The 16,300-nt window shown below is 45.5% G+C and carries 15 protein-coding genes and 2 tRNA genes; 9 read left to right on the top strand and 8 right to left on the bottom strand.

Translation table 11 applies throughout. The features are described from left to right. The first annotated feature begins 73 nt into the window (after positions 1 to 73). Positions 74 to 322, top strand: coding sequence for a helix-turn-helix domain-containing protein (locus HYN46_RS10685; protein ID WP_114899373.1), 249 nt, complete (start codon positions 74 to 76; stop codon positions 320 to 322). Positions 323 to 709: 387 nt separating this feature from the next. Here the strand turns inward: HYN46_RS10685 and HYN46_RS10680 are convergent, their stop codons facing one another. The 3 genes from HYN46_RS10680 to HYN46_RS10670 form a co-directional block, all read right to left on the bottom strand. After that, entirely contained in the window at positions 710 to 1,918 is a 1,209-nt protein-coding gene (locus HYN46_RS10680) for a tyrosine-type recombinase/integrase (protein WP_114899372.1), read from the bottom strand. Between the two features lie 166 nt (positions 1,919 to 2,084). After that, positions 2,085 to 2,169 (bottom strand) — tRNA-Leu (locus tag HYN46_RS10675). Positions 2,170 to 2,231: 62 nt separating this feature from the next. Continuing rightward, positions 2,232 to 2,305 (bottom strand) — tRNA-Cys (locus HYN46_RS10670). A gap of 152 nt (positions 2,306 to 2,457) precedes the next feature. Between HYN46_RS10670 and folD the strand changes: the two genes are divergently transcribed. After that, positions 2,458 to 3,312 (top strand): bifunctional methylenetetrahydrofolate dehydrogenase/methenyltetrahydrofolate cyclohydrolase FolD, encoded by an 855-nt coding sequence (gene folD, locus HYN46_RS10665; RefSeq protein WP_114899371.1) that lies wholly within the window; start codon positions 2,458 to 2,460, stop codon positions 3,310 to 3,312. A gap of 5 nt (positions 3,313 to 3,317) precedes the next feature. Further along, complete coding sequence (locus tag HYN46_RS10660; RefSeq protein ID WP_114899370.1) at positions 3,318 to 3,971, top strand: class I SAM-dependent methyltransferase; 654 nt, start codon at positions 3,318 to 3,320, stop codon at positions 3,969 to 3,971. A gap of 46 nt (positions 3,972 to 4,017) precedes the next feature. Here HYN46_RS10660 and HYN46_RS10655 read toward each other — a convergent pair whose 3' ends face one another. From HYN46_RS10655 to HYN46_RS10645, 3 genes are all read right to left on the bottom strand, one after another. Then, positions 4,018 to 4,794, bottom strand: coding sequence for a T2 family ribonuclease (locus HYN46_RS10655; protein WP_162818159.1), 777 nt, complete (start codon positions 4,792 to 4,794; stop codon positions 4,018 to 4,020). 330 nt (positions 4,795 to 5,124) lie between these two features. Then, positions 5,125 to 7,125 (bottom strand): lytic transglycosylase domain-containing protein, encoded by a 2,001-nt coding sequence (locus tag HYN46_RS10650; protein ID WP_114899368.1) that lies wholly within the window; start codon positions 7,123 to 7,125, stop codon positions 5,125 to 5,127. 256 nt (positions 7,126 to 7,381) lie between these two features. Then, complete coding sequence (locus HYN46_RS10645; protein WP_114899367.1) at positions 7,382 to 8,272, bottom strand: LysR family transcriptional regulator; 891 nt, start codon at positions 8,270 to 8,272, stop codon at positions 7,382 to 7,384. A 158-nt stretch (positions 8,273 to 8,430) separates the two neighbouring features. On the opposite strand from HYN46_RS10645, the gene leuC reads away from it, so the two are divergent. From leuC to leuB, 4 genes are all read left to right on the top strand, one after another. Beyond that, on the top strand, positions 8,431 to 9,849 hold the full coding sequence (leuC, locus tag HYN46_RS10640) for a 3-isopropylmalate dehydratase large subunit (protein WP_114899366.1): 1,419 nt from the start codon (positions 8,431 to 8,433) through the stop codon (positions 9,847 to 9,849). A 37-nt stretch (positions 9,850 to 9,886) separates the two neighbouring features. Further along, complete coding sequence (leuD, locus tag HYN46_RS10635) at positions 9,887 to 10,537, top strand: 3-isopropylmalate dehydratase small subunit (RefSeq protein WP_114899365.1); 651 nt, start codon at positions 9,887 to 9,889, stop codon at positions 10,535 to 10,537. 104 nt (positions 10,538 to 10,641) lie between these two features. Then, the gene (locus HYN46_RS10630; protein ID WP_114899364.1) at positions 10,642 to 11,295 is read left to right on the top strand and encodes a hypothetical protein; all 654 of its coding nucleotides are present in this window, start codon (positions 10,642 to 10,644) and stop codon (positions 11,293 to 11,295) included. 68 nt (positions 11,296 to 11,363) lie between these two features. Beyond that, the gene (gene leuB, locus HYN46_RS10625) at positions 11,364 to 12,443 is read left to right on the top strand and encodes a 3-isopropylmalate dehydrogenase (RefSeq protein WP_114899363.1); all 1,080 of its coding nucleotides are present in this window, start codon (positions 11,364 to 11,366) and stop codon (positions 12,441 to 12,443) included. A 120-nt stretch (positions 12,444 to 12,563) separates the two neighbouring features. On the opposite strand, the gene infA is transcribed toward leuB, so the two are convergent. Together infA and HYN46_RS10615 are read right to left on the bottom strand one after the other, a co-directional pair. Beyond that, positions 12,564 to 12,785, bottom strand: a complete 222-nt coding sequence (gene infA / locus HYN46_RS10620; protein ID WP_114900718.1) for a translation initiation factor IF-1 — start codon at positions 12,783 to 12,785, stop codon at positions 12,564 to 12,566. Between the two features lie 177 nt (positions 12,786 to 12,962). After that, positions 12,963 to 13,307, bottom strand: coding sequence for a hypothetical protein (locus HYN46_RS10615; RefSeq protein ID WP_162818158.1), 345 nt, complete (start codon positions 13,305 to 13,307; stop codon positions 12,963 to 12,965). A gap of 363 nt (positions 13,308 to 13,670) precedes the next feature. On the opposite strand from HYN46_RS10615, the gene HYN46_RS10610 reads away from it, so the two are divergent. Together HYN46_RS10610 and HYN46_RS10605 are read left to right on the top strand one after the other, a co-directional pair. Beyond that, positions 13,671 to 14,687 carry an AraC family transcriptional regulator gene (locus HYN46_RS10610; RefSeq protein ID WP_114899361.1) on the top strand — a complete coding sequence of 339 codons (1,017 nt, stop codon included), beginning with the start codon at positions 13,671 to 13,673 and terminating at the stop codon, positions 14,685 to 14,687. 259 nt (positions 14,688 to 14,946) lie between these two features. Beyond that, entirely contained in the window at positions 14,947 to 16,236 is a 1,290-nt protein-coding gene (locus HYN46_RS10605) for a serine/threonine transporter (RefSeq protein WP_114899360.1), read from the top strand. Positions 16,237 to 16,300: the final 64 nt, after the last annotated feature.

The raw sequence follows: 16,300 nt of genomic DNA, 5'->3' as shown, positions 1-16,300 counted from the left end.
AAGGGTGTCTTTATACAGCGTAGCCTGAAAGAACGGGTAGCCATACCATGCTTTTATTTGCAGGGATATGACAATGGAAGATTCAGACAAAGCAAAATTAAAAGCTTTTGGGGATCGAGTACGAGAATTAAGACTACAAATGACTCCGCCACTATCTCAAGAAAAACTTGCTCTAGTCAGTGGATTAGCTCGAAGTTACTTAGGGGATATTGAACGTGGGAATAGAAACATTGCTATCTTGAATATTCATCGATTAGCTGAAGCGTTAAAGATTGAGCCAGCACGCCTATTAGAGCCACCTACACAAAAGAGTGGCGAATGACCACCTTATTCATTTAAATCAAATCTAGGGCTTCTATGAGCCTTTTTGATACCTGTATATAAATACGTTTGAGTTGTTAGGGTGGGCGGTGCGGTTAACGATGATTTATGACCTGATATTCAATACTATATGCACATTAAGAGTTTAATTTATATAATAATTTTGTGCTGAAAAGTTCAAAATTTAAATTTATTATATAGTAACCAATTGATATTGTGTAATAAATTTAATTTTTACCAATCTAAATTTTCAATAATACAAACAAGTTGATTCTTAATAAATCAATTAAATACAGTGTATTTAATCAATATTTGATAGAGATTGACTAGCAAATCAATATTTTTAGCTTGAGTTTGATTTTTAGGGGTTCCTATTCGTTGTTGATTATTATATAGATTTTATTGAGTCGAGATAGTTAGCCCATGCTTGCATCATATCCTTACGTTTATCTAAGTGCCTAGTTCGATTGTATGCTCTGCCGTGCATATCACGGACTTGATGCCCTAACTGTTGTTCTATGATCTCTATTGGATACTCTAAGACTTCTTCAAGGATGGTACGTGCCATTGCTCTAAAGCCATGACCACACATTTCGTCTTTGCCGTAGCCCATGCGTCTTAAGGCTTGGTTAATTGTACCTTCGGACATGCATCTTAGATTGGTGTAAAGGGAAGGGAAGACATATTCACTATTGGTCGAAAGAAGATGCATATCTTTCAATATTGAAAGTGCCTGTGTGGATAGCGGTACGATCAGTTCAACTTTGGTTTGCTTTTTCGTCTTAGGTGGCGTGTAGCTCCATAAACCTTTTTCTAGGTTTATATCTGCCCACTTAGCTGCTCTTAATTCCCCCGGTCTAACAAAGGTCAGAGGGGCAAGTTTTAGGGCTGCGATAGTGACGAGTTGACCTGAATAATTATCAATGGCTTTTAGTAGTTGACCTACTTGAAGCGGGTCAATAATAGCGGCATGATGTGTGACTTCGACAGATTTTAATGCTCCACGTAAATCACGAGTTGGGTCAGTTTCTAGGATTGTAGATGCTATGGCATATCTGAATACTTGGCTACATTTTGATTTAATGCGATGAGCTTTTTCTAAATGTCCTTCGGCTTCTGCTGCACGGCAAACTTTTAGAACGTCAATAGGTAGAACATCTCGGATAGGCTTTTTACCAAAGCCTGCAAAAGCGAATTTCAATAAGTATAAAGCTTTATTCTTGGTTACATCTGCTATCTGCTGCCGTTCAAGCCACTCTAAAGCAATGGCTTCAAAACTATTATTTAAACTAATTTGTGCTTCTGCTGCATCTTGCTTTTTCTGATCAGAAGGGTCTAAGCCTTGAGCAATTAATTTTCGTGCGCTATCACGAAGTTCTCTTGCTTTAGCTAGTGTGGTGTAAGGATATATTCCGAATGCCAGCGTATTTCTTTTTTTGGTCACGGGGCGCGTATAGTCCATGTGCCAATATTTGCTACCATTTTTGTCGAGTAGTAAAAAGAGTCCACCACCGTCACGTAGCTTATTAGAGCCAGTGCTATCGTACTTGGCTTTTTTTATTTGGGGGTCTGTTAGAGGTACAACGAGTTTTGGCATTTTTTACGGTATCTGTTTTGCAGTAAATGCTTTATACCGTATAACATACCGCAATAGAAGAGGGATTAAAATGAACTACTGCGAACTACTGTGATTTGCTTATTTGAAATAAGTCTTTATTTTTTATCTAGTTGTGAACTGCTTTGAACGAGTCTGAACTATAAAATGGTGCCCAGAGCGGGACTTGAACCCGCACACCCGAAGGCGAGGGATTTTAAATCCCTTGTGTCTACCGATTTCACCATCTGGGCAGATGGGTTTTTTGCCACCGATTTTTATGTTGAATTTTCATTCAACACTAAAATCAAAACTTTGGAGGCTGGAGCCGGAATCGAACCGGCGTCAGCGGATTTGCAATCCGCGGCATAACCATTTTGCTATCCAGCCAAGGAGGCACATATTAGCAGGAGATCTCAAAAAAACAAGGGACTCCTTGTCTAAAATCGTCCAAAAAAACAACCTTCGCACCAGAATCGCATTAAATCGTGAGCCGCATGCGGTATTATACGTTCCAAATTTTGAGCTTATTGGAGTTTTTCATGGCAACGTTGCTAGATGGTCGTGCGCTTGCAGGACAAATTGAAGCGGATTTAAAGGTGCGTGTCGCCGCATTAAAAGAAAAATCAGGCCGTACTCCAATTTTAGCAACGATTCTGGTCGGCGATGACGGTGCGTCTGCAACCTATGTGCGCATGAAGGGGAATGCTTGTGCACGTGTTGGTATGCAATCGCTTAAAGTCGAGTTGCCACAATCGACCACGACTGAACAACTTTTGGCTGAAATTGAAAAATTGAATGCCAATCCAGATGTGCACGGAATTTTATTGCAGCACCCCGTTCCTGCACAGATCGATGAGCGCGCCTGTTTTGATGCAATTGCATTGGCAAAGGATGTGGATGGGGTAACCTGCCTTGGCTTTGGTCGTATGAGCATGGATGAGCCGGCGTATGGCTCAGCAACGCCACAAGGCATCATGACGCTCTTGACTGAAAACAAGATTCAAATCGAAGGCCAACATGCAGTTGTAGTTGGACGTAGTGCAATCTTGGGTAAACCGATGGCGATGATGCTGCTTGCTGCCAATGCCACGGTGACAATTTGTCATTCACGCACCAAGAATTTACCTGAACTGGTGAAGCAAGCCGATATCGTAGTCGGTGCCGTCGGTAAAGCAGAGTTGATTAAAAAAGATTGGATTAAGGCTGGCGCTGTAGTGGTCGATGCCGGTTTCCACCCACGTGAAGGCGGCGGCGTCGGGGATATCGAGTTGGTTGGTATAGAACAGATTGCCAGCGCGTATACGCCGGTTCCCGGTGGTGTAGGACCGATGACCATCACGACTTTGATTCGTCAAACGGTAGAAGCTGCTGAAAAAGCCCTCGCTTCAGCTTAACTTATATGTCTTTAGCGCCTCAACATCTTCTTGATGCATTGCACGCGGTCATCCCTGATGCAGGGTTGTCGCGTCAGGTGTTGCCTGAGACTTTACTTGAGCTATGGTTGATCCCGCCTAATTTGCCAACCGAGAAAATGGATGACGAGGTCATCCGGCGGATCTGGAATGAAACGCCTTATTGGATTTTCTGTTGGGCATCGGGTTTGTCGATGGCGCAGTGGTTACTGGCTGAGCCGGAGCGGGTACGCGGTAAGACAGTCCTTGATTTTGGGGCAGGGTCGGGTGTGGTTGCGATTGCAGCGAAGCTTGCGGGTGCGGCGCGGGTGATCGCCTGTGACATTGATCAAGTGTCCTTAGCGGCTTGCCGTGAGAATGCCTTACTCAATGGTGTTGAACTTGAGTATCTGGATGATCTTTATGCCTTGCAAGGGCAGGTTGATGTATTGCTGGCCGCCGATGTGCTCTATGACCAGAGTAATCGCTTCTTCTTGGATGAGTTCTTGCGTTTTGGGCATGAGGTATGGGTTGCTGATTCGCGGGTCAAAAACTTTAGCCATGCAAAGTATGTCAAAGAAGGCGAGCGTAGCGCCTCTACATGGCCTGATCTGGATGAGGCACATGAGTTTCGGAATGTGAGTTTTTATCGCACGATTTAAAGGTGTAGGTTCTTTACTAAAGTATGCAGATTTGCATGGGCCGCTTTTATGGCGCCCCATGGATGATAACATTGGCAGGGCAATTTGATTTCGGTGCTGCAAAGCACGCATCGTATTGACCTTGATTGTTGTAGCATGAGCGTACAGTCGTCAGGATTGGCAGTTCATGACCTGCATAGGGCGTGCAACGTAACAGCAAACTTTTCTCTGTCAATCCAGGGTTGAGTTGCTGGAGTCGATTGATAATAAAACTCTTAGCCAATACCGTATCGCGCGGTGTCGCCAGTTCTGGTGGTACAACCAAACGTTTTGCGTAGGTGGCGATGGTACGGAAGTATACATTGGGGGTCATCCCTGTACACGAACCATTACGCTGCCAGTCTTCATCCCGCAATTGTTTATCCGGCATCACACGCTCTACCACACGCTCTTGCAGCGGCGAGAGGTTAGTCGGTTCTCGGCTACAGTTCTCTAGGCGTTTTCCATTGGGCCATTCGGCCTGTAAGCTTGAAATCGTAAGGGTGAATCCATCCTGACATTGGCGCAGTTTTTGTAATTCAGGATCCAGCGCACAGGCTGCTGGGGTCATGGTGATGATCAGGGTAAAGTTTGATGGTGTATTTTGATTGTTATCTTCAGCATAGGCTTTAATCGTGACCAAACCACACAACATGCTAATGAATAAAAGATATAAGGCGTGAGTCCGCATACCTTCTTTGAAAGGGTCGAATGAGTTATGGATGCGCGCAATCATCTGACCGATCGACAGCAGCGGTTGCTCTGTGATTAAGCCTTGAGTGACGAACAGTGGATTGTTATGCAAAAAAAACCTCATTACCTCTCGCCTAAGTATTTGCACGTGTCGATGCATAGATGTTTGCAAAGCTTGCTGCATAATTTGTCGCATATAGCACCAGGTCTCATTACACCTATCACGCATAGTTCGCAGACCTCCTTGTCGCGTTCCGTTCGATTTGTGTGGTCTCAACTTCTATGCGTATTCTAAGATATGTCATTGTTAAACAGTAGCAAGGGTTTGTTGATGAACAGTACACTTCTCATCACCCTGTTTTTAAACCGTAATCTCCGAACGCCAATATTGTTTTATTGACGGTTCATGTGTTGCATCAGAGGGTCTTAAATCACTGAAATATCAGGGCCCGACGATCTCCTGACCATTTTGAACGGCAATGGTCCCCATTCGAGCACTTAAGGACTGCTGTCCTTGGTTGAAAATCAGACCATAATGAACGGCATTGGTCATGACTTTTTTTACATAGTCGCGGGTTTCTAAAAAGGGAATGGTCTCGGTATATTGGTCAGCTGCAAGCGGAGAGCTTGGCGGCTGCCAGCGTTTTGCGCGTAATGGTCCGGCATTATAGCCTGCGGTGGCCAAGACAGCCTGTCCACCCAATTGACCAAAAATATGGTTCAAATAGAACGTCCCATAGCGAATATTAGTATCCATATCGCCGAGCTGTGCCGCGCGGAAAGGTTCACCAATCCGTGCAGCAACCCAGCGTGCTGTGGATGGCATAACTTGCATTAGGCCGCCAGCACCAACATTGGAGCGTGCGTTAATGACAAAACGACTTTCTTGACGGATTAGGCCATATACCCAAGCTGGATCAAGTCCGATTTGCTTGCTGTATTTTTCGGTGAGATCGCGAAATGGGGTGAGATAACGCAGACGGTCATTGTGCAGTGTCGATGTACGTTCTGCAGCGTAGATGGCGCGGTCAAACCAACTGATTTTGTTGGCTTGGTCTGCCGCCGCCAAAATCATGCCATCGTCTTGTTTAAGCGAGGCTTGGCGAACGGCCCAGTTCCATTCTCGGTTTGCGTACTGCGGATCAGCATTGATCGCACGCAGGGCAAATGCACGCTGGAAGTGGATATCGTTCTGCATACGGCGATAGTCAGCGGAAGAAGGCTGGTAACTAGGGGGAAGCTCATTGAATGCCAGCCCCAGTTTATCGCGAGCGAGTAGTCCGTAGTAGTCATCGTCCGTGGCGAGTGCGGTATAAAATGTTTTAGAAACTTGCTTGCCCTGCGCATCGCCGCGTTGTTCTGTAGCGCGTGCAAACCAGTAGCGCCAAATCCGTTCATTTTGTTTTTCGATGCCCATCGCGTCTAATGCGCGCAGTAGGCTATTCCATTGACTAAAACGTATAGCGGTACGAGCGTAGGCTTCGGCTTCTTCATCACTAAAGGGCATGCCCACGCTGCGATCAAACCAAGTGACGACACGCTGATCAAAGCCAAATTTCATGATGTTAGTTGCATAAGCCATCGCAAGAATTCGGTAGCCATATTGCAATGTTGCAGGAGGGAGGCGACTTTGATCGCGTGTCAGCTGATCATTCACTGCGTCTGGATTATCTGTAGCCAATTGCCCCAGCGCATAAAAGTAATACATTTGATCTTGGAGTGTCACAATTGGTGCACTTGCGAGGTAAATCGAAGGCGATGTCGCAATACTTGCGAGTTTGCTGGCATCTAAAGGAATATTTAAACGACTCGCTACGGGCAGTGCGCGATTGACTAAACCGGCTCGAAGCATTGTGCGGAGTCGTTGCACACGATCATCATCACTGATTAAAGGACTGCTGAGCAGTTGATCGGCAATGGTTGAGCAAAGGTCAGATATTTTACCGGTTTTTAGCCAGACATCATTGCGTAATGATGACAAGGCGAGTACATCACCCCCTGTTGCCGTGGCTTGAGCGACTGCGCAGCTTTCATCACTGTCGGGATTGGTCAGGCGGGATGCAACTTGGCGGATGGATGCGTAATCACCGGCACGTGCTTTTGCCTCGATGTAATCCCCGAGTAGTTTTTCACTGATCGCCGCATTTGGATAACGATCCGCAAAATCACGAATCGCATCTGCGGGCTGTAAGACGAGATCTTTATTGAGTTGCCAATATTCTGGATAAGGGGCAAGTACGCTGTCTTGCATCTGCTGGCGATACATATCTAGCGCCGTCAGATTGCCTGATTGCGCAGCTCTTTGCGCAGCTTGAAAGTCACTATCCGCAGCTTGTGCTTGTAATGCCGTACAGATGAAAAGGGGTAAAAGAATACCTTTCATTGCCGCATTCGCGTAAGCACGCATTGCCAGTGTCGCTGTGGAGATTTGAAATTCAGGCATTGCCACTCAACTCAAAGGGTATAAATATAATGAATAAAAAGACAATAAGTCGTTATTACTGCGCCGTGATGTCTGTAAAGTGATTAGAGTCGCACATCATGATCACACCATCAGCCGACTACTTATAGCATGACCTGATCACATCTCAAGTCTAAAGTGTTCGGACAATAAATAAAAAGATGGCTCGTGTAAAAAAATGGCCAATTTTGCGCAGCGTGATCTTATCCAAACATTTCCGTAATGTCTTTCAAAAAAATCATACATTGTGCGAAGCGTTGAAGTACTCGTGTTTTAAAATGCTTGCGGCTTTGGATAGGGTGCGCTTAGGGTGCCAGACCATGCCCAGCGTACGATTGAGCTGTACTTGGTCGATGCTCAAGACCGTCAAATCATCGTCGACAAGGGTTCGGGGTAAAACCGACCAACCCAGACCAATTGAAACGAGCATACGAATCGAGTCCAGAGGATTTGTACTCATGCTTGTTTTTAGACTCAACCCTGCTTGATGAAAAGCGTCTAAGGTAATTTGGCTGGTATAGGTGGTTGCTGCTGGCAAAATCGCAGCATGTTGGGTCAGATCGGCAAGGGTTAATCGGGTTTGGGTTAGACTTTGCTGCGCTAGCGGATGAAAGGGTGCGGCAACAAAGACCAACGGATCAGCCCAGACTTCAAGGTACTCCAGTCGCTCATCGGCAATAGGGGGCAGTGTCAAGAAAGCCAATTCTAATTCACCCGCAAGAACCGCTTGATGAGCTTGTTCGGAATCGACAAAGTGCACGTCAAGTTCTACTTCTGGATGGGCCTGAACAAATGCTTTGAGTGGATTTGGGAGGTGGTGTAAGCCGATATGATGGCTTGTGCCGATACGGAGTAGTCCGCCGACTTGATTTTGGGCGTGACTGAGTGCGTGTTTGATTTCCTCATAATCCAATAACCAACGTTTCGCACGTGGTAAGAGATCTTGAGCCGCCTGAGTCGGTTGAATCCCGCGCCCAATAGGGGTAAACAGTGCCACACCAAACTCTTCTTCAAGAATGCGTAAGCGTTTACTGATCGCAGGCTGGGTCAGAAAAAGTTTATCTGCCGCACGGGATACCGAACCCATTTGCATCACGGTCACAAAGGCTTGCAGCGCGGCTGTATTCATGGGACGTCAGTTTTGAGTGGAGATGAATTGACTATAATTCATTCCATAAAGTTTTACTAATTATAAAAATGATAAATTAGTTTTATTGAATAACACACGCTATGATGTGCTCATCCCGGCTCTATCATGAGCAAGGCAACAGATGAAGAGTAGTGAACATGACCGCAAAGACATTATATGACAAACTTTGGGACGACCATTTGGTTAAGCAGCGAGATGATGGTTCATGCTTGATTTATATTGATCGTCAGCTTTTGCATGAAGTTACCAGTCCTCAAGCTTTTGAAGGCTTGCAGCTTGCGCATCGTAAGCCTTGGCGTTTGGATGCCAATATTGCCACGCCAGATCATAATGTACCAACCAGCAAGGCCGAACGTGCTGAAGGGATTGCGGGTATCCAAGATCAAGTATCGCGTATCCAAGTTCAGACGTTAGATGATAACTGCAAAACCTTTGATGTGGTGCAATTTGATATCAATGATATCCGTCAGGGGATTGTGCATGTGGTGGGCCCTGAGCAAGGGTTGACGTTACCGGGTATGACAGTGGTTTGCGGTGACTCTCATACTGCGACGCATGGTGCTTTTGGCTGTTTGGCCCATGGGATTGGTACCTCTGAGGTAGAGCATGTCCTTGCGACTCAGTGTTTGATTCAGAAGAAATCAAAAAATATGTTGGTCCGTGTCGATGGTGTCTTAGGTGCAGGAGTTACCCCTAAAGACGTCGTTCTTGCGATTATCGGTAAAATTGGTACTGCGGGTGGTAATGGCCATGCGATTGAATTTGGTGGACAAGTTTTCCGCGATATGTCGATGGAAGGTCGTATGACCGTGTGCAATATGGCGATCGAAGCGGGCGCCCGCGTGGGTATGGTTGCCGTGGACGACAAAACCATTGCCTATTTCAAAGATAAGCCATTTGCACCGAAAGCCGAGCAGTGGGATCAAGCAGTAGCCTATTGGAATACTTTGCATAGTGATGCGGATGCGGTGTTTGATACGGTTGTTGAGCTGGATGGGCAGAGCATCGAACCCCAGGTGTCATGGGGCACATCTCCTGAGATGGTGATTGCGGTCAGTGAAACTTTGCCGCTGATTGAATCGACCAATGACCCCGTGAAACAAGACGGAATGAAGCGTGCTTACCAATACATGGGCTTAACCCCAGGTCAGGCACTATCCGAGATTCAATTGGATCGCGTCTTTATTGGCTCTTGCACCAATTCTCGTATTGAAGATTTACGGGCTGCTGCTGCGGTGATTCAAGGGCGTAAAGTGGCGAGCACTATCAAGCAGGCTATGGTTGTTCCAGGCTCGGGTCTGGTGAAGAAGCAAGCGGAAGAAGAGGGCTTACATACTCTGTTTACCGCTGCAGGATTTGAATGGCGTGAACCGGGCTGCTCTATGTGTCTTGCGATGAATGCCGATAAGTTACAGTCCGGTGAACACTGTGCATCGACCAGTAATCGTAACTTTGAAGGTCGTCAGGGGAATGGTGGACGCACACATTTGGTGAGCCCGGCAATGGCTGCTGCTGCGGCATTGGCTGGACATTTTGTTGATGTCCGTACCTTCTGAGCGGCTTGTTAAGTCATTGTTATTGAGAGAGTAGAATATGAAACCTTATATTGTGGAAACGGGCATTGTTGCGCCGCTTGATCGCGCCAACGTTGATACCGATCAAATTATTCCCAAGCAGTTTTTGAAGTCCATTAAACGTACGGGCTTTGGTGTGAACTTGTTTGATGAGTGGCGCTATCTTGATGAAGGGTTTCCTGGGCAGGATAATAGTATCCGTCCGTTGAATACCGAGTTTGTGCTGAATCAACCGCGTTATCAGGGGGCGAGTATTTTAATTGCACGTCAGAACTTTGGTTGTGGTTCTAGCCGTGAGCATGCTCCTTGGGCCTTGGCAGAGTACGGTTTCCGTACTGTGATTGCCTCATCATTTGCCGATATCTTCTACAATAACTGTTTGAATAACGGCATGCTGCCTGTCATTCTTGCAGAAGATGTAATGGATGTTATTTTTGCAGAAGCATTGGCTGAAGAAGGTTATCAGTTGACAGTTGATCTGGAAAAACAGGAAGTGATTCGTCCGAACGGTCAAATTCACGCGTTTGAAGTAGATGCATTCCGTAAGCATTTCCTTTTAAATGGTCTCGATGAAATTGGTTTAACTCTGCAAGATAGTGATGCTATTCATATTTTTGAAGAAAAAGCCAAGTCCGCGCGTCCGTGGGTGTTTAATACGCTTCATGTATGAGTATTGTATAGCGTATACTCTTGCAGATAATGATGAGTGTAGCGTACTGCGCTGCACTCGTTCACATCTGCACATGGGTGTGCGACATATGGAGCGGTAATAAAATGGCTGTACGGAGCAATCGGCAACCGATAGCGCAGAGTCAAAAAAAAGCAGTGCAACATGTTATGCCATCGCTAGTCAAAGTTGCTGTGATAATGTCGGTTGTACCCTTTATGCTGAGTCTGTCCGCGTGCCAGTCGTATAAGGAACTTGAGACGAAGCCTGTTTGGATGATGCCGAGTTTAAATAACGCTAACATTGATTCCTCGGGTATTGCATCTGTGCATTGTGCTGGTGGCGTAGGGTGTCAGTTTGTGGCGTTGAATGGTGTGCAACTCTTGAACACCGTGACCGGAGAGCCGACTGAACGTAGTAAAACCGACGCTGTTCTTCGTTTTGAGTCGCCGACTAGCTATAGCTCACAGTATTATCTTGCCTTGAGTTCCGCGCCGCATGATGTAGATGTTCAGTTCTTTCCGATTACGCGTTCACGTGTTGAGAATTTTAGTGTGACACATCGGTTTAGAGCAGGTCATCGCTATGACTTAAATCTCTATCGGCAATCACGTGAGCAGTCGGGGAGTCTTTTGAGTTTGGCTGGCCCTGCGCCACTGTGCATCGATTTGCTGGATAACAATCAGCTTTCACGACGTTTCTGCCGTAGCTATGATTTCCAAGCCGGTACCTCAAGTTTCGTCGAGCAAAAAATCAAATAATTGTTTTTTTGAAATTGAATTTCGTTTTATCACGTTTTTTAACATTTAGTTCTTAAGTGGATTTCTACATGTCTCAACATATTCTAATTTTGGCGGGTGATGGTATTGGCCCTGAAATCATGGCAGCGGCTGAACTGGTATTGGCTCGTGTGAATGAAAAATTTGCGCTCGGTTATACATGGTCCCATGGTTTATTGGGCGGTGCTGCGATTGATGCGCACGGTGTTCCTCTACCAGATGTCACCCTCGATGCGGCTAAAAAAGCGGATGCAGTTCTGCTTGGTGCAGTTGGTGGGCCAAAGTGGGATACGATTGAGCGTTCCATTCGTCCTGAGCGTGGTTTGCTAAAGATTCGCAGTGAGCTGAACCTGTTTGCTAATCTTCGTCCAGCAATTTTGTATCCCCAACTTGCAGATGCATCCAGTTTGAAGCCTGAAATTGTAGCGGGTTTGGATATTCTGATCGTCCGTGAGTTGACCGGTGGGATATACTTCGGCCAACCTCGCGGTATTCGTACGTTGGAAAACGGTGAGAAACAGGGTTTTAATACTGATGTTTATGCTGAGAGCGAGATTAAACGCATTGCCAAAGTCGCCTTTAACATGGCAAAACTGCGTGGCGGTAAAGTGTGCTCAATTGATAAAGCTAATGTCCTTGAAGTCACTGAACTGTGGAAGCAAACGGTGACTGATCTGGCCGCAGCAGAGTATCCAGAAATTCAGCTTTCACACATGTATGTAGATAATGCAGCAATGCAGTTGGTCAAGAATCCAAAGCAGTTTGATGTATTGGTCACGGGTAATCTGTTTGGTGACATTCTGTCTGATGAAGCGGCAATGTTGACGGGTTCAATCGGCATGCTGCCTTCTGCGAGTTTGGATGAACAGGGCAAAGGCATGTATGAGCCCTGTCATGGTAGTGCACCGGATATTGCTGGTCAGAACCTTGCCAATCCGCTGGCGACGATTCTGTCTGTTGCGATGATGCTACGCTATACCTTTAAGCAAGAAGTGGCCGCAAAAGCGATTGAAACGGCTGTTGGAGCGGTTCTGGACCAAGGTTTACGTACTGGTGATATCATGTCTGCAGGCATGACTAAGATCGGCACGCAAGAGATGGGTGAAGCAGTGCTCAAAGCACTTGCTTAAGACTCGTGAGACGCAAAAAAGCCGCTGAAATAGCGGCTTTTTTTATGGTTACCTGCAAGTTCAATATTCAATAATAGACATTCTCTTTCCCACTCTGAGTGGAGACGTCAGGCTATTGAATTAGCGTGCGCGGTAAGTAATACGACCTTTGGTTAAGTCGTAAGGAGTCATTTCAACTTTTACAGAGTCGCCAGTCAAAATGCGGATATAGTGCTTACGCATTTTTCCAGAGATGTGGGCAATCACTTCGTGGTCGTTTTCAAGGCGTACACGAAACATGGTGTTTGGTAAGGTTTCAGTGACGACGCCTTCAAACTCGATCAGCTCTTCTTTGTTGGACATATTCGCTCTACATGGTTTGACGGTTGCTTTGATTCTGATCAAATCGATTTCGATACAGAAAAATACGCGCGTCATCTATTCGGAAAGGACGATATTTTAGCCGTTCGTACGCGCATACGCAACAAAGCAAACGTTTTTCTTTGACGATTGCTTCACTTTATCGCCTTAATGGTGTTTTTAGCGACCAGAAAGTGCAACTGGCAAAAACTGTAGATCATCAATTGCAGTAATTTCGACAGTATTTTTTGCTTTATCTATGATGCACATTTCACCTGCTTTGATATCTTCGCCATTTTTTTGTAGGGTGATCAAGGTGTAATGTGGTGTTTCGATGGTTTTACCCGCTGGAACCGGGCTTTGTAGATGGCTCTGCGCAAGGCAAGCTTGCAAAGCACTGATCGGTTTTCCATTTATATCTGTCGAAAAGGAAAAAGTATGCACAAAGCTATAACAGCCACTTAAGGCGATTGGTGTCAGGATGAACCCAATTCGGGTCATACGCTGAATTATTTTTAGGGACATGGGCATTCCTTTCTTTAGTGGCTTAAGCAATTGGTTAAGGTCATATAATGATCTGACCACTTATAAAATAAGCTTTATGCCTGAGGTACAAGGCATGCTTTGTACCGATGAGGTTAACTTAAAGGGTATAAAGTCAAAGAAAGCATGCTTTTGATCCATGCTTTTTCATCATTAACCCTTTAATATAAATGATATGATACATGAGATTGGATCGGAGCGATCTTAGGAATCTTACAAGAACGACATGCTTGTTCGCCAAATGACGACATCATTTGTCTTACTGCTCATACAGAGCAGTGCCTAGTGAGATCAGGCTGTCGAATAAAAATTCAGATTTGAAGTAGCTGTATAGAGGATAGTGTCATGCAGAGTGTACAGACTGATGCTGCCATTCTATTTAAGATGGTATATGAAGGAATGCGGCGCGCTGGATTTCCTGCCGATGAGATCTTGCTACGTGCGGGTGTTGAAATCAGCCGTGTCAACGACTCCGCACGTACGCCAAACCATCTTCAAGTGGCGTTTTGGAGTGCGGCAGAGGAAATCACAGGCGATAAGGATTTTGGACTTCATCTAGCGGAGTTCATGCCACTTTATCGCGGTCAGGTGGTGGAGTATTTATTTTTAAGTAGTGCATCCTTTGGCGCAGGTTTAAAGCGAGCATTTGCTTATCAGCGTTTGGTCAGTGACGTATTAAATGGCTCGCTGCAAGTGATTGGTGATCAAATTTGTCTTTCAAATGAACCTTATCACTACAAAGATGAGCGGGCATTACGCCAGTTTACCGAGTGCTTTGTGCTGAGTATGCAACGTTTTTTTCACTTCGTGACTGAAGGCAAGTTTCGTTTTACACGTATTGATTTTTCTTATTCGCATGGTGCAACTGCGGAAGAATATCAACGTTTATTTGGCTGCCCTGTACATTTAGGTCAACCTGAATCTCGTGTTTATTTTGATCAAGAGATTATGGAATATCCGCTCTGGCAATCCGAGCCAGAGCTATTGCGTCTCCATGAGCAATTGGCCAATGAGAAACTGCAAGAGCTTGCGCGGACTGATCTGGTTGGCGAGGTCCGTCGCGCCATTGGGGCCACACTTGAAAGTGGGGAAATCTCACTGGAGACGATTGCCGCGCGTCTCAACACGACTTCTAGACGTTTGCGTACGCAATTGAGCGAGGCCGACACCAGCTTTCAGCAAGTACTATCTGATTACCGTGCGCGGCTTGCCAAACGTTTACTGTCGCAGACCAATGAAAGTGTTGAGCGAATTGTTTATTTAACGGGTTTTTCTGAACCGAGTACGTTCTATCGTGCATTTAGGCGTTGGACTAATGAAACCCCAGTCGAATATCGTAAGCGCAAACAGTCTCGTGCATAATTCTTTTGAACGTATGTTAATATGCGTTCAGAGAATATGTTTTTACCAATTGGTTCTATATTGAGTTTTGAGTCTTAAAGCAGGAACGACACTTCTGGTGTCGCCAGTTTAAAGCGAACACTTTGATATTTAATTCTAAGCGTTTCACATGTTTGATGTGGAACGCTTTTTTTTGCGTGCTGATTGCCTTTATTGGCAATCATGACTTCTTTATTTCTGATGCTTTGGAAATAATTGCTTTGTATACAGGAAATTGTGAATGAGTTCTTTACAGACTGACTCGTTTTCTTCGGTGATTGACACCACTGCGGCATGGCGAAAGACCGATACCATGTGGATGCTCGGGCTCTATGGAACCGCGATAGGTGCGGGTGTCCTTTTTTTGCCGATAAACGCCGGAATTGGCGGATTGATTCCACTCTTGATCATGGCCATGCTGGCATTTCCAATGACATTCTATGCGCATCGGAGCTTGTGTCGTTTTGTGCTTTCTGGGAAAAATCCAGGTGAAGACATTACCGAAGTGGTTGAAGAGCATTTCGGTTCTGGCGTAGGGCGGTTGATCACTTTGTTGTATTTCTTTGCGATTTATCCGATATTGCTGGTTTATAGCGTTGCGATAACCAACACCGTAGAGAGCTTTATCACCCATCAGTTGCATCTGGTCGCACCACCGCGCATTGTTCTGTCGTTCATTTTGATTGTCGGGCTAATGACCATTATTCGCTTTGGCGAGCCGTTTATTGTTAAAGCCATGAGCATCCTGGTTTATCCATTTGTGCTTGTCTTGATGCTCCTTGCACTCTATCTCATCCCCAGTTGGAGTAGCGCCGCATTTGAGCAAGCCTCAATGACAGGTGGTTCGGGTATGGCTAAGGGCCTTTGGATGACGTTGTGGCTTGCGATTCCAGTGATGGTCTTTTCATTTAACCACTCTCCCATTATTTCCGCGTTTGCGGTTGCTAAGCGGAGGGAATACGGTGCTCATGCTGAGGAAAAGTGTTCACGGATTCTAGCGCGGAGTCATCTGTTGATGGTCTTTACCGTGATGTTCTTTGTCTTTAGCTGTGTTTTAAGTTTAACGCCCGCCAACTTAATGGAAGCTAAGCAGCAGAATATTTCAATTCTGTCTTATCTTGCGAATCATTTTAATACGCCAGTCATTGCTTATATCGCCTCGATCATTGCTTTTATCGCCATTACTAAGTCTTTCTTGGGCCATTATCTGGGTGCGCGTGAGGGGCTGAATGGCATGATGATTAAGCATCTGCGTCGGCGAGGAAAGGAAGTTCATTTACCTCATCTCAATCGCATTACGGCAGTTTTTATGTTGGTCACGGCATGGATTGTTGCGACGCTTAATCCCAGTATTTTGGGAATGATTGAGAGTTTAGGCGGACCAATAATCGCGTGTTTGCTGTTTTTGATGCCGATGTATGCGATTCATAAAGTACCGGCGATGCGCAGTTATAGTGGTCAGGTCAGCAATATTTTTGTTGTGCTGATCGGATTGATTTCGATCTCAGCAATTTTATACAAACTGGTTTAAGTCGGATCTCAGTAGACGCTTTCTACTGACAGAGCGCAGTGAATGTCCTGTTTTATAGGGATGT

This window comes from Aquirhabdus parva (genome assembly GCF_003351745.1).
GTDB lineage: Bacteria > Pseudomonadota > Gammaproteobacteria > Pseudomonadales > Moraxellaceae > Aquirhabdus > Aquirhabdus parva.
This window is presented reverse-complemented; position numbering and strand designations above follow the sequence as displayed.

What these genes read in the sequence shown, in the direction of transcription:
- HYN46_RS10685 (WP_114899373.1), top strand. Translation starts at nt 74, where the DNA reads ATGGAAGATTCAGACAAAGCAAAATTAAAAGCTTTTGGGGATCGAGTA.
- HYN46_RS10680 (WP_114899372.1), bottom strand. Translation starts at nt 1,918, where the DNA reads ATGCCAAAACTCGTTGTACCTCTAACAGACCCCCAAATAAAAAAAGCC.
- folD (WP_114899371.1), top strand. Translation starts at nt 2,458, where the DNA reads ATGGCAACGTTGCTAGATGGTCGTGCGCTTGCAGGACAAATTGAAGCG.
- HYN46_RS10660 (WP_114899370.1), top strand. Translation starts at nt 3,318, where the DNA reads ATGTCTTTAGCGCCTCAACATCTTCTTGATGCATTGCACGCGGTCATC.
- HYN46_RS10650 (WP_114899368.1), bottom strand. Translation starts at nt 7,125, where the DNA reads ATGCCTGAATTTCAAATCTCCACAGCGACACTGGCAATGCGTGCTTAC.
- HYN46_RS10645 (WP_114899367.1), bottom strand. Translation starts at nt 8,272, where the DNA reads ATGAATACAGCCGCGCTGCAAGCCTTTGTGACCGTGATGCAAATGGGT.
- leuC (WP_114899366.1), top strand. Translation starts at nt 8,431, where the DNA reads ATGACCGCAAAGACATTATATGACAAACTTTGGGACGACCATTTGGTT.
- leuD (WP_114899365.1), top strand. Translation starts at nt 9,887, where the DNA reads ATGAAACCTTATATTGTGGAAACGGGCATTGTTGCGCCGCTTGATCGC.
- HYN46_RS10630 (WP_114899364.1), top strand. Translation starts at nt 10,642, where the DNA reads ATGGCTGTACGGAGCAATCGGCAACCGATAGCGCAGAGTCAAAAAAAA.
- leuB (WP_114899363.1), top strand. Translation starts at nt 11,364, where the DNA reads ATGTCTCAACATATTCTAATTTTGGCGGGTGATGGTATTGGCCCTGAA.
- infA (WP_114900718.1), bottom strand. Translation starts at nt 12,785, where the DNA reads ATGTCCAACAAAGAAGAGCTGATCGAGTTTGAAGGCGTCGTCACTGAA.
- HYN46_RS10615 (WP_162818158.1), bottom strand. Translation starts at nt 13,307, where the DNA reads ATGTCCCTAAAAATAATTCAGCGTATGACCCGAATTGGGTTCATCCTG.
- HYN46_RS10610 (WP_114899361.1), top strand. Translation starts at nt 13,671, where the DNA reads ATGCAGAGTGTACAGACTGATGCTGCCATTCTATTTAAGATGGTATAT.
- HYN46_RS10605 (WP_114899360.1), top strand. Translation starts at nt 14,947, where the DNA reads ATGAGTTCTTTACAGACTGACTCGTTTTCTTCGGTGATTGACACCACT.